Annotated in this window: 11 protein-coding genes; 3 read left to right on the top strand and 8 right to left on the bottom strand. The window is 72.2% G+C overall.

Features of this window, described 5'->3' with window-relative positions:
- Positions 1 to 31: 31 nt before the first annotated feature.
- Positions 32 to 490: a GNAT family N-acetyltransferase gene (locus FB388_RS08060; protein ID WP_142099025.1), complete on the bottom strand. Its 459-nt coding sequence runs from the start codon at positions 488 to 490 to the stop codon at positions 32 to 34.
- Between the two features lie 105 nt (positions 491 to 595).
- Between FB388_RS08060 and FB388_RS08055 the strand changes: the two genes are divergently transcribed.
- The 3 genes from FB388_RS08055 (at position 596) to FB388_RS08045 (ending at position 3,701) form a co-directional block, all read left to right on the top strand.
- Positions 596 to 1,294, top strand: a complete 699-nt coding sequence (locus tag FB388_RS08055; RefSeq protein WP_142102739.1) for a M15 family metallopeptidase — start codon at positions 596 to 598, stop codon at positions 1,292 to 1,294.
- Between the two features lie 9 nt (positions 1,295 to 1,303).
- A complete protein-coding gene (locus tag FB388_RS08050) occupies positions 1,304 to 2,677 on the top strand; it encodes a mycothione reductase (protein ID WP_142099022.1) in 1,374 nt (457 codons plus the stop codon).
- Positions 2,678 to 2,756: 79 nt separating this feature from the next.
- Positions 2,757 to 3,701 (top strand): acyl-CoA desaturase, encoded by a 945-nt coding sequence (locus FB388_RS08045; protein WP_142099019.1) that lies wholly within the window; start codon positions 2,757 to 2,759, stop codon positions 3,699 to 3,701.
- A gap of 856 nt (positions 3,702 to 4,557) precedes the next feature.
- Here FB388_RS08045 and FB388_RS08040 read toward each other — a convergent pair.
- The 7 genes from FB388_RS08040 to FB388_RS08010 all read right to left on the bottom strand — a co-directional run bounded on the left by FB388_RS08040 (position 4,558) and on the right by FB388_RS08010 (position 12,601).
- Positions 4,558 to 5,631 carry an IS110 family RNA-guided transposase gene (locus FB388_RS08040; RefSeq protein ID WP_281290408.1) on the bottom strand — a complete coding sequence of 358 codons (1,074 nt, stop codon included), beginning with the start codon at positions 5,629 to 5,631 and terminating at the stop codon, positions 4,558 to 4,560.
- 310 nt (positions 5,632 to 5,941) lie between these two features.
- Positions 5,942 to 6,733 carry a lysophospholipid acyltransferase family protein gene (locus FB388_RS08035; RefSeq protein ID WP_142099017.1) on the bottom strand — a complete coding sequence of 264 codons (792 nt, stop codon included), beginning with the start codon at positions 6,731 to 6,733 and terminating at the stop codon, positions 5,942 to 5,944.
- Positions 6,730 to 7,590, bottom strand: a complete 861-nt coding sequence (locus FB388_RS08030; RefSeq protein ID WP_211361816.1) for a hypothetical protein — start codon at positions 7,588 to 7,590, stop codon at positions 6,730 to 6,732. Before FB388_RS08030 ends, FB388_RS08035 begins: the two co-directional genes overlap by 4 nt.
- On the bottom strand, positions 7,583 to 9,568 hold the full coding sequence (locus FB388_RS08025) for an alpha-galactosidase (protein ID WP_170225523.1): 1,986 nt from the start codon (positions 9,566 to 9,568) through the stop codon (positions 7,583 to 7,585). The genes FB388_RS08030 and FB388_RS08025 overlap by 8 nt, the downstream gene beginning before the upstream one ends.
- Positions 9,565 to 10,386 (bottom strand): carbohydrate ABC transporter permease, encoded by an 822-nt coding sequence (locus FB388_RS08020; RefSeq protein WP_142099011.1) that lies wholly within the window; start codon positions 10,384 to 10,386, stop codon positions 9,565 to 9,567. Before FB388_RS08020 ends, FB388_RS08025 begins: the two co-directional genes overlap by 4 nt.
- Positions 10,386 to 11,312, bottom strand: a complete 927-nt coding sequence (locus FB388_RS08015) for a carbohydrate ABC transporter permease (RefSeq protein ID WP_142099008.1) — start codon at positions 11,310 to 11,312, stop codon at positions 10,386 to 10,388. Before FB388_RS08015 ends, FB388_RS08020 begins: the two co-directional genes overlap by 1 nt.
- On the bottom strand, positions 11,309 to 12,601 hold the full coding sequence (locus tag FB388_RS08010) for an ABC transporter substrate-binding protein (protein WP_142099005.1): 1,293 nt from the start codon (positions 12,599 to 12,601) through the stop codon (positions 11,309 to 11,311). The genes FB388_RS08015 and FB388_RS08010 overlap by 4 nt, the downstream gene beginning before the upstream one ends.
- Positions 12,602 to 12,603: the final 2 nt, after the last annotated feature.

Genomic DNA, 12,603 nt, shown 5'->3' with positions numbered 1-12,603 from the left:
GTCCTTCACGCGACGTCCTGCGATCTTGGACTCAGTCCCGGCGCATGGGGACGTGCGCCACCCCGTCCCAGTCGTAGGACTCGCCCACCTGACGGAAGCCGAACGGGCGGTAGAAGCCCGTCAGGTGCTCCTGGGCGTCCAGCACGCAGGGGCGGTCGCCGACCTCGGCCAGCGCCGCCTCCATCAGCTGACGGCCCAGCCCCCGCCCGCGTACCGAGCGGGCGGTGCACAGCCGGCCGATCCGGAACTCACCGCTCGGCTCGCACAGCAGCCGCAGGTATCCGAGCACGGGCTCCGGCTTGCCGTCGCCGCCCAGCCAGAAGTGCCGCGTCCCGTCCTCGAGATCACGCCCGTCGAGCTCCGCGTACGGGCAGGCCTGCTCCACGACGAAGACGTCGACCCGCAGCCGCATCAGCTCGTAGAGCGTGCTCGGTGGCAGGTCCGCCGCCCACGCGCGGTGCAGGGTGGCCGTCTCCGTCTCACTGCTCATCCCGACTGCCTACCAGATCGGGTGAGCGCCCGCCGCCAGCGGGCGTGCGAGGCTCGGCGGGTGCTCAGATACGTGATCGTCGCCGTGGCAGCCACACTGGTCGGCATGCCCGCGACGGCCGCCGAGCGACCCCCGCTCCCCCTGCGCCCCGACGGGTACGGCGTGGCCCAGCCCACCCCGCCCGACCTCGTGGACCGCAGGCTCCCCACCCGCGACATCCTCCCGCCGCCCGCGGACGGGAGGTTCGTCTCCACGGTCGGGCCGGTCCCCGACGACGTCCTCGCCCGCTCCACGTGGAAGCCGGAGTGCCCGGTCCGAGCGGCGGACCTGCGGTACGTCACCGTCACCTTCCGCGGCTTCGACGGCGGCGCGCACACCGGTGAGCTCATCGTCGCCGCGACGGTCGCGGACGACGTCGCGACCGTGTTCGGCGACCTCTACGCGGCCGACTTCCCCATCGAGGAGATGCGGGTCGTCGAGCCTGCCGAACTGACCGCCCCGCCCACCGGCGACGACAACAACACCACCGCGTTCGTCTGCCGGCCCGCCGTCGGCCTCACGCGCTGGTCGGCGCACGCCCTCGGCCTCGCCGTGGACGTCAACCCGTTCCAGAACCCCTACAGCAAGGGTGACCTCGTGCTGCCCGAGCTCGCCTCGGCGTACCTGGATCGCGACCGCGACCTGCCGGGCATGATCTCCGGCGGCGGGCCGGTGGTCGCCGCGTTCGCGCGCATCGGCTGGAAGTGGGGCGGGCACTGGACCTCCCCGGTGGACCGGCACCACTTCTCCCGAACCGGCACGTAGGTTGGGAGCGTGCGCCACCACGACCTCGTCGTCATCGGAACCGGATCGGGCAACTCGATCGTCGACGATCGGTTCGCGCACCTCGACGTCGCGCTCGTCGAGCACGGCGTCTTCGGCGGCACCTGCCTGAACGTCGGCTGCATCCCCACGAAGATGTACGTCTACGCCGCCGAGGTGGCGCAGGTCGTCCGGCACGCGAGCCGTTTCGGCGTGGACGCCACGGTGGACAAGGTCCGCTGGACCGACATCCGCGACCGCATCTTCGGCCGCATCGACCCCATCTCCGTCGGTGGGCGCGAGTACCGGGTGGACCGCAGCCCGAACGTCACCGTCTACGAGGGCCACGCGCGCTTCACCGGCCACAAGGAGCTGGCCGTCGCCCGCACCGACGGGTCCGGCACCGACGCGTTCACCGCGGAGAAGATCGTGCTGGCCGCCGGGAGCCGTCCGGTGATCCCGGACGTCGTCACGGCGGCGGGCGTGCCGTACGAGACGTCCGACACCGTCATGCGGATCGACGCGCTCCCCGAGCACGTCGTGATCCTCGGCAGCGGCTACATCGGGGTCGAGTTCGCGCACGTGTTCTCCGCACTCGGGGCGAAGGTGTCGATCGTCGGGCGCAGCACCGTGCTGCGCCACCAGGACGAGACCGTCTGCGAGCGCTTCACCGAGATCGCCCAGGCCCGGTGGGACGTCCACCTCGGCAACGAGGTCATGGGCGTCCGCGGGCGCCACGGCGACATCGCCCTCGACCTGGCCGACGGCACGTCCGTGCGCGGCGACCTGCTGCTCGTCGCCACCGGACGGCGCCCCAACAGCGACCGGCTCGACCTCGACCGCACCGGCGTCACCACCCACCCCGACGGCCGGATCGTCGTCGACGCGGAGCAGCGCACCGCCGTCGACGGGATCTTCGCCCTCGGCGACGTCAGCTCCGACCACCAGCTCAAGCACGTGGCCAACCACGAGGCGAAGGTGGTGGCGCACAACCTGCTGCACCCCGGTGCGCCGCGGAGCAGCGACCACCGGTTCGTGCCCGCCGCCGTCTTCACCGACCCCCAGATCGCGGCGGTCGGGCTGACCGAGGCGGAGTGCCGCGACCGGAACCTCGACTACACCGCGGCGGTGCAGGAGTACGGCGATGTCGCCTACGGGTGGGCGATGGAGGACACCACGGGGTTCTGCAAGGTGCTCGCAGAGCGCGGGACCGGGCGGCTCCTGGGAGCGCACGTGATGGGCGCGCAGGCGTCCACCGTGATCCAGCCCCTCATCCAGGCGATGTCGTTCGGCCTCGGCGCCCGCGAGATGGCCACCGGCCAGTACTGGATCCACCCGGCGCTGCCGGAGGTGGTGGAAAACGCACTGCTCGGTCTGGATCTCTAGCGGGTACCCCGATCGACGTACGCCTGGTACACAGTCCAGGTAAGGTAACCCTTTCTTCGACGTCGCGAGGTGCATGCCCATGACCGTGGCCGATACCCCCACTCGTTCCACCGGATCGGCTCGGCCGATCCTGGAAGGCAGGCGCGGGCTCGCGCCGCAGATCAGCGTCTACGTCTTCGTGATCCTCCCCCTCGCCGCGCTCGTCGCCGCGATCCCCTTCGCCTGGGGATGGGGACTCACCTGGATCGACATCGCGATCGCCCTGGTCTTCTACGTCACGAGCGGGCTCGGCATCACGGTCGGCTACCACCGCTACTTCACCCACGGCTCGTTCAAGGCGAAGCGGCCGCTGCGCATCGCGCTCGCGCTGGCCGGCAGCCTCGCCATGCAGGGCCCGGTCATCACCTGGGTGGCCGACCACCGCCGCCACCACGCCTTCTCCGACAAGGAGGGCGACCCGCACTCGCCGTGGCTGTTCGGCACGGGCCCGGCCGCCCTCGCCAAGGGCTTCTGGCACTCCCACATGGGGTGGCTGTTCGACCGCGACCAGACCAACCGCGAGCGCTTCACCCCCGACCTGCTCGCCGACCGCGACATCCTCCGGGTCGACCGGCTGTTCGTCACCTGGTCGGTGGCCACCCTGCTCGTCCCGGCGGCCCTCGGCGGGCTGCTCAGCTGGTCCTGGTGGGGCGCGCTCACCGCGTTCTTCTGGGCCGGGCTCGTGCGCGTCGGGCTGCTCCACCACGTCACGTGGTCGATCAACTCGATCTGCCACATGATCGGCGACCAGCCGTTTGCCGCCCGCGACCACTCCCGCAACGTCTGGCCGCTCGCCGTCCTCAGCTTCGGCGAATCCTGGCACAACCTGCACCACGCCGACCCCACCTGCGCCCGCCACGGCGTCCAGCGCGGACAGGTCGACATCTCGGCGCGGGTCATCTGGGCGTTCGAGAAGCTGGGCTGGGCCCACTCCGTGCGCTGGCCCACCCAGCGGCGGCTGGAGAAGCTGGCCCGCGCCGCCTGAGCCGCCCAGCGCCAGCTTCTCACGGCCTCCTGGCGGCGCCGCGCATTGTGCGGGGCCGCCCCTCCCAGCTCAAGGGCGCTGCGCGTCGCTCCGCGATCGCTACCGCGACCCTTGACCTGCGAGCCTCTGCGGCCCCTTCCGGCCCGCTTCGCGGGCAGGCCCCGTGCCTGCCCCTTCGGCGCGCGGCGCCGCCAGGAGGCCGGTCTCGGGCGTCTCCTTGCTCTCGCACACTCCCGGCCGTTTTGCCCGTTTCCACGGGGGCGAAGCCTCGATCGTGGGGTGAGATCAGCCTTCGGTGGCGCCGCGCGCCAAGAGGGCAGGCCCACCGCCTGCCCGCGAAGCGGGCCTGAAGGGGTCGCAGAGGCTCACGGGTCATCCCTGAAGGAGCGGGGCCGGTCAACCCGCGGTTGCGGCTGCTGATCTTTCTTCTCGGTTCTCCGGCCTGTTCTTGGGCGCGGCGGGCTGAGGCGTCGGGGTCAAGGATCGGCCCGGAGGGTCGACCGCGTAGCGGCCGCAGGTCCTTGATGCCGACGCCGGGCGGCGCACGCTGTTCAAGGGTGGAGAAAAGGGGGTGGTCTCGCGGCTCCCGGGGGTCGGGTGATCGAGGGTCGGGTGCGTGCTCCAGTGCCGGTGCCCCGGCGGTGGACAGGCCCGGTTGAGGGCTGTCGGTCATCCCTTCGCCCGTTGGGCATGGAGTGCTGCGACGGGTTCGCGGTGAGCGGGGTCAATCAAGGGGGCGACCACGCCGTGGTTCCCGGCGCCGTGATCGTGCGCTGTGATCTTGCGCGCTGTGATCTTGCGCTGGGACGGGGGTCATGACCCGTGCGACCGGCGCCCACCTCGGTTGGCGGCCGGCTCATGCCGCCGATCTGCCGGGCGGGGTGTGTGGCTGGGGCGGGATGTGTGGCGGGGTGTGGGGTTGGGGCGGGGTGTGGGGTTGGGGCGGGGTGAGCCGGCGGATGTGCCCGTCGCGTAGGCCGTAGTAGACCAGCTCGACCAGCTCGCGGGCGGCGGCAACGACGCCGATGTTGCGGCCGCGGCGGGCGGCGACCCGCTCCCGGACCGCACCGGTGCGGGTGTGTTCGCCGACCCGCTGCACCGCCTCCACCGCAGCCCAACGCACCAACCGGGAACCCTGTTTGGTGATCCGGCCGCGATGCACGGTGGTGTCGGACTCATGGTGTTTCGGGGTCAACCCGGCCCAGCTGGCCAGCTGCGCGGGTCCGGGGAAGCGGGTGACGTCACCGATCTCAGCGACGAACACCGCGGCCAAGGTGGGCCCGACCCCGGGGATCTGCTGGATCGCCCGGTAGCCGGGATGTTCGCGCAGCCGGTTGGTGACCAACTTGGCGAACAACTCGACCTCGAAGTCCACGTTAATGATCAGTCGTAGCGCGGAGTCGACCCGAGCGCGTGATTCGACCGACAGCCGGGCCGCGGCCAACAAGTGCTGCCCGCCCGGGCTGAACAGATCACTCATCGGCACCTGCACCCCGGCCTCGGCCAGCACGGCGTGGACCTGGGATTTCAAGCTCGAGCGCAACGCCACCAGCTTGGCCCGATGCCGCACCCAACCACGCAGCTCCCGGGTGGCCGGTGGCGCGATCCACGCCTCGGGCAGCCGACCCATCCGCAACAGATCAGCCAGATCCCCCGCGTCCCGCTCGTCGTTCTTCACCCGCCGATAGCAGAACATCTTCACCCCCAGCGGATGCGCCAAATGCACGTGCGCGCCCAACTCGGCCAGGGTGTCCGCAGCCCAGTACCAGCCATAGGCCGCTTCCAGCACCACCTCCGGGGCCTCCCCGGCGCGGGCCATCACCTGCCGCAGATACTCCGGATCGTTGGAGATCCGCACCGTCTCCAACGTCTCACCCATCTCGGTCTTGCGAACCAGCACCGACCGCCGCCGGTGCAGGTCAATTCCCACGACCTGCTTGCCCTCGTACGATTCGCTCACAGGGGCCTCCTCAAATCGTTGGTGTGAGCACCCCGAGCATGAGCCGGGAGCCACGAGGAGCGGAGGCCCCGCTCCTTCATCCCATCAAGGGGCGCGAAGCGATCGCGCAGCGACGCGCAGCGCCCTTGAGGCGTGAGGAGCGGCCCCGCACGATGCGCGGCGCCACCGAAGGCCCGGTGGAGAGGTGCCTAGACGGGCGTGACACCGAAAAGGCCCGGTGGGAGACGGCCCGGATAGGACGTGGCGCCGATGAAGACCCGGTGGGAGAGCCTGCCAGCCGTCAGCTGGCCGACCGCTCGTCCTTCAGCGGGGTCCCCGCCCGCGCCGGGTCGAACGGGGCCTCGGGCGGGGTCTCACCGCGTACCTCGGCCACGAGCCGCGTGACGTCGGCCATGATCGCGTTGGTCGCGCCGTCCAGGGCGGTGCGGGTGCGGGGGCCGCCCAGCCAGGCCGAGAGGTCGACCGGCGGGCCGGCGACCACGGTGACCCGCCGCCTGGGGAAGAGTCGCGGGCGGCCGGTACCGGGGGGCAGGACGTCCTGGGTGCCCCAGTTCGCGACGGGGATCACCGGGGCGCCGGTGAGCAGCGCGATCCGCCCGATGCCGTTCTTGGCCTTCATGGGCCAGCCGTCGGGGTCGGCGGTGTAGGTGCCCTCCGGGTAGAACGCGACGACCTCGCCGCGCTCGATCGCCGCGATCGCGTCGCCGAAGGCGTCCTTGGCGCGGACCGTGGCGCGGTAGACCGGGATGTGCTGCCCGCCTCCGAGGACCGAGCGCACCACCGGCGTGCTCCACAGCTCGGACTTGGCGAGGAACCGGGGCATCCGCCCGTGGCAGATCGTGAACGCCACGTTGTAGATGGGGTCGGCGAACGACACGTGGTTGATCGCGAGCAGCGCTCCGCCGGAGCGCGGGATGTGCTCGCCCCCGCGCCAGCTCACCTTGGTGCCGAACATCGCGAACGGCCAGATCAGCGCGATCGCGAGGCCGTACCAGAAGCCGGAGCCCCGCCATCTCCGGGTGAACGTCAGCCGCAGCTTCTGCCACTCCGACAGGGGGCGGTCCTGCGTCACGGTGTTCTCCTCCAGCTCGGGTCCGAGCCCCGATCATCGCACTCACCCCCGTGTGACCCGGGTCCCACGGAGTCCGAGGGTCGGCCGGGGCCCGACCACCGCCACGCCCTCACCCGAAGCTGCCAGCGCAGAACGCCCTCGGCGTCGAGCCGCGCGGGCTCGCCGGCGCCGGGGTCGGCGAGGGTGGCGGCCGATCCGATCATCGGCTCCACCCCGATCGAACGGTATGGCGCGCCGTCCGGCCAGCCGCGCAGGTTGCGCCACAGCAGCAGCGAGCAGGACGGGGCGCGCCAGGTGAGGGCGAGCGCGTCCGGGCCGTCGACCACGGTCGCCACGGCGCAGCCGGGCAGCACCGCAGCGACGGCGGTGCCGTCGTCGGGGCCGAGGCGGTCGAGCCCGGAGGGCCACCGCACCACGGCGCCCTGGTCGAGCAGGTGTGCCGTGCGGGCACCCGGCGCGTCCAGCCGTGCCGCCGGCGAGACGTCGAGCAGGGCGTGCACCGCGTGCACGACGGGCTCGCGCGGCGGGCCGGTGATCGTGTAGTCCACGGTGATCTCCCCGTCGCCGCCGATCCGCCGGTCGAGCCGGAACCCGTCGGCGACGACGCCCGCGTCGGACCAGGGGCGGGACCAGACGGCACCGTGGTCGGGCTCGCCGCGGACGGTGGGCAGGCACTCCTCCACCCCGCCCGCGTCGACGAAAGCGGCGCCGGGGGCGACTGCCGCCCGCGCGGCCGCGACCGCCGGATCGGGGTGGTGCCACAGCCACTCCCGCTCCGGGGTGCGCAACGACGTCCAGCGGCCGCCGTGGGCGAGGTCGACCTCGACGACGAGCGGTCGCGGGCGCCACTCAGGCATCCGGGACCCGGTCGAGGATCACCACGTCGCAGTCCGGGGCGAGCCGGAACGGCACCACGACCTCCCCTCCGACGAGCTCACCGCTGCCCAGCACCCGGAACCGGCGGCCGTCGCCGTGCTGGAGCGCCGGACCCGCCGTGCCCGGATGCCCGACTCGCGGGCCAGGCGCCAGGGGCACGCGGAGCGGGGCCGCGCCGGGGCGGGCCCAGGCCAGCAGCACGATGCGGTCCTCCGTCGCGTACTGCACGGCGCAGGCGGGGTCGGCCGGGGCGCCGTGCCAGGTCACCTCGCCCGCGTGCACGACCGGCCGGATCTCCCGGTACAGCGCCACCAGCTCACGGGCCCGGGCCCGGACGTCCGGGGACCAGGCGAGCAGGTCGGCGCCGATCCCGAGCACCCCCGCCATCGCGACGACGAACCGGAACTCCGGGCTCGCCGGGGCCGTGTCCAGCTGATCCGGCTCGTCGGTCACCCACGAGCTCATGACGTGCGGCGGGTAGGCGGACAGGAACCCGTGCTGGATCGCGAGCCGGTCGCGCGGGCCGGTCTCGTCGCTCGGCCACACGACGTCGGACACGGCGAGCACGGCGTTGTCGACCCGCCCGCCGCCGCCCGCGCACGCCTCGACCGTGACCTGCGGGAACTCCTCGCGCAGCATCCGCATCAGCCGGTGGTAGGCCTGCGTGTGCCGGATCGACCCGCCGAGCGGGATCGCGCGGTTCATGTCCCACTTGAGGTAGCCGATCGGGTACTCGGTCAGCAGCCTGCGCAGCATCGCGGCGGCCCACGCCTCCACCTCCGGCCTGCCGAGGTCGAGCACGTACTGGTTGCGCAGCGTCAGGAGCGGCTGGTGCACCCAGTCCGGGTGGGCGCGGTAGAGGTCGCTGTCCGGGTTCACGGCCTCCGGCTCGACCCACAGCCCGAACCGCATCCCGCGCTCGAGCACGCCCTCGACCAGCGGTTCGAGGCCGTCGGGGAACTTCGCACCGTCGACGAACCAGTCCCCGAGCCCGGCGCGGTCGCTCGTGCGCCCGCGGAACCACCCGTCGTCCACGACGAACACCTCGACGCCCAGGTCCGCGGCGGCGTCGGCGAGCGCGAGCTGGTGGTCGACCCGCACGTCGAACCGCGTGGCGTACCAGGAGTTGTAGACGATCGGCCGGTGCTCGGGGCCGCGGGCGAGCTCGCGCTGGTAGGCGTGCCAACCCCGCGCGACGCCGGCCGGCCCCTCCTCGCTCCGGACGCCGAGCAGGTGCGGGGTCTCGAACTCCTCCCCCGGCCCGAGCGTGAGCAGCCCCTCGTCGTCGATCCCGCCGCTCACGCGCACGACCTCGCGGAACGGCACCGCATCGACCGTGAGCCGCCACGACCCGCTCCACGCGAGCGCGATCCCGTAGGCGTCGTCGGAGTCGCGGGAGCGCAGGGTCACCACCGGCGCGTAGGTGTGCGAGGTGATCCCCTGCCGGCTGCCGAGCGACAGTTCCCCCGCCGGCAGGTCCACCTCGTTCGGCGTGAACTCGCGCGACCACGCCCCGGCCAGCGTGCCCACCCGGGCGCCGGGCCCGACCGGCACGTTCCAGCCCGCCCCGAACGCCCGCGTCAGCGTGAGCTCGCGGGATGCGCGCAGCACCGCCCACCGCTCGACGACGTCGTGCCGGCGGGAGGTGCGCCAGTGCAGCTCCACCTCCAGCCCGAGGTCGTCGTCCCGCAGCAGCGCCTGCAGCCGCTCCTCGGTGCCCGCGACCGAGCCGGGCACGAGCCGCAGCGACCCGCCGCCCGGCACCAGTAGCTCGCTGCCCTGCGAGTGCCGGGTGCCGCCCGCGGCGAACTCCAGCGGGGCGATGTCGGCGGGCGTCTCGAACGTGCCACGCGGCGGGACGACCCGCACCGGGCCGCCCCACCGGACGAGCTCCAGCCCGCCATGCGTCTCGCGCACGACGTACGCCGACCGGGCGGTCCGCAGTTCCCACTCGCTCACTTGCCGGAGCCCACCAGCAGCCCGGACACGAAGTGCCGCTGGAACACGAAGAACACGATCGCCGTCGGCACCGCCGCCACCAGCGAGCCCGCCGCGATCACGTTCCACGAGCTCGAGTAGCCGCCCTGCAGGTTGAGCAGGGCCGCGGTGATCGGGAACTTGGTGTCGGTCTGGAGCACGGTCATCGCCCAGATCAGGTCGTTGTAGATCCAGGTCGTGGCCAGTGCCGCGAGAGCGGCCAGCGCGGGCCGGCAGAGCGGCAGCACGATGCTCCAGAACGTCCGGCCCGGGCCGGACCCGTCGAGCAGCGCTGCCTCGAACACCTCCGCCGGCAGCGCGCGCATGAACCCGTGCAGCACGAACGTGTAGAACCCGAGCCCGAACCCGACCTGCACGACGACCAGCGCGAACAGGGTGTCGTAGATCCCCAGGCCCTGGGCGATCCGGGACACCGGGATGAGCAGGATCTGCGGCGGGAGCAGGTTGCCGGCCAGCATCACGAGCAGGATCGTGCGGCGCGCCGGGATGCGGTGGCGCGACAGCGCGTACGCGGCGATGGCGGCCAGCGCGAGCGACGCCACCACCGTGCACACGGTCACCACCGCGCTGTTGGCGAGCGCGGTGGCCACCTGGCCGCCGGCGAGCGCCGTGGCGAAGCCGTCGAGCGTCAGGGCCGCGGGCAGGGCGCCGAGGCCGCGGGTGGCGATGTCGTCGAAGGTCCGCAGCGCCACGAACAGGACGAACACGATCGGCGCGAGCCACAGCAGCGTGAACGGGATCATCACGGCGTGGAACCAGGGTGAGCGGGTGGTCCGCATCAGACGTCCTCCGCCCGGGCCTGGCGCACCAGGTAGGTGATGATGAACGCGATCGCCAGCACGAAGATCACCACGGCGATCGCGGAGCCGTAGCCGAGGTTCACCAGCGTGAACCCCTGCTGGAACATGTACGTCGAGAGCAGCTGCGTGGTGTTGTAGGGCCCGCCGCGGGTCATCGCCCACACGATGTCGAACGTGCGCAGCGAGTCGATCACCGTGACGGCGAAGACCACCGTGTTGACGCCGCGCAGCTGCGGCATGACGACCTTCCAGAACCGCTGCCACGCGTTGGCGCCGTCCACGGCGGCGGCCTCCTCCAGGGTCGGGTCGCAGCCCTTCAGCCCGGCGAGGTAGAGCACCATGATGTAGCCGACCTGCCGCCACACGGCCGCGATGAGCACGGCGTAGAGCGCGGTGTCGGGGTTGGCGAGCCACTGCTGCTGCAGCTCGCCGAGCCCGATCGCGCCCAGGCCGGCGTCGATCGGCCCGCCGGGCTGGTACATGACGCGCCACAAGAGGCCGGTCACGGCCAGCGAGATGACCATCGGCAGGTAGATCGCGCTGCGGTAGATACCCACGCCCGGCCCGGGCCGGTTGAGCGCCACGGCGAGCGCGAGCCCGCCCGCGACCGACAGCCCGCCGAACCCGATCGCCCAGATCACGTTGTTGCGCAGGGCGGTGACGAAGATCGGGTCGGCGAACAGCCGCTCGTAGTTCTCGAACCCGACGGGTCGCGCCGCCCCGACGCCGTTCCACGACGTGAACGACAACGAGAAGCTGTTCATCGCGGGCCAGAAGACCCAGAACAGCTCGACGGCGAGCGGCAGCAGCAGGAACGCCCACACCAGCGGCGGCACGCGCCGCCGCCGCCGTCGCTGCCGCGGCGGAGCGTCCGTCCGTACGGGGGCGTCCTGCACGGCGGTCATGACGAGAAGACCTGCTGGGCGGCCGCCTGCCAGTCGCGCAGGTGCGCCGGGATGTCCGTCGGGTCCGCGATGAACCGTGTGAGCGCGGCGTCCGCCGTGGTCTGCAGCGCATCGCTGGAGTCGCGGTTGAAGAACTGCGTGATCTCCTGGGTGGAGTTGAGCAGCTGGATGCCCTTCTGCACCAGCGGGCTGAAGCCGGACGTGTCGACGTCGGGCGAGGTTGGCAGGTTGGACGAGCCGGCCTTCGTGATGTAGTCCTGCTGCGCCTGGGGCGAGGCGAGGTAGGACAGCAGCGCCTTCGCACCCTCCGGGTTGTCGCTGCGCGCCGACGCGAAGAACCCGTCGGTGGGCGCCTCCTCGGCGGTCGGAACGGCGGGGTTGATCGGCGGCACCGAGAAGAAGTCCAGGTCGTCGCGCTGGTCCTCCGGGAAGTACTGCGTGACGAACGCACCGACCAGGTACATCGCCGCCTCGTTGTTGACCATCGGCGTCACCGCCTGCTGCGAGTCCCACGAGGTCTGGTTGGGGTGGAAGTACGGGATCAGCCGCGCGTACTCCTGCAGCACCGCCACCACCTCCGGGTCGGTGAACGACCGCTGCCCGGCCAGCAGCGCGCGGTGGTAGTCGGCGCCGTTGATCCGCAGGTTCAGGTAGTCGAACCAGCCCGACGCCATCCACGCCGTGCTGCCGATCCCGTTGGTGAGCGGGTGGATTCCGCGGGCCTTCAGCTGGTCGCAGAGCGCGATGAACCCGTCCCACGTCGTCGGCGGCTCCACGCCCCATGACGCGAAGGCCGACTTCTTGTAGAAGACCGACCACCAGTAGTAGCTGGTCGGAACGAAGATCGCCTTCCCGTCCGCCGACGTCGAGAGCGATTTCAGCGCCTCCGAGAAGCGGGCGCACGCGCCGTCACCGGTCCACAGGTCGGACACGTCCATCAGCAGGCCCTCGGCCGCGTAGGAGTTCGCGACCGACCCGGCGTACCAGGTGAGCACGTCCGGCGGGGTCGCCGACGACAGGTAGGTCGACAGCTGCGCCCGGAACTGCTCGGTGGCCACCGCGTTGAGCGTGACCGGGGCGCCTGCGCCCCGGTACGCGGCCACGATCTCCTCGAGCGCGGCCTTCGGTGCGGTGTCCTGGATCGAGGACTGCAGGGTGATCGTGGCCGACGCCTGCCCGCCGCCCGCCTCGCCGCCGCCCGTGCCGACGCAGGACGCGAGCAGGGGGATGCTGCCCAGGCTCGCGGCCCCGAGCATGAAGCGACGACGGGACAGCTCCATTGCTGTCATGA

The sequence above is a fragment of the Pseudonocardia cypriaca genome, assembly GCF_006717045.1.
GTDB lineage: Bacteria > Actinomycetota > Actinomycetes > Mycobacteriales > Pseudonocardiaceae > Pseudonocardia > Pseudonocardia cypriaca.
Note: the sequence above shows the minus strand (reverse complement) of the source record. Positions and strands in the feature narration are given on the sequence as shown.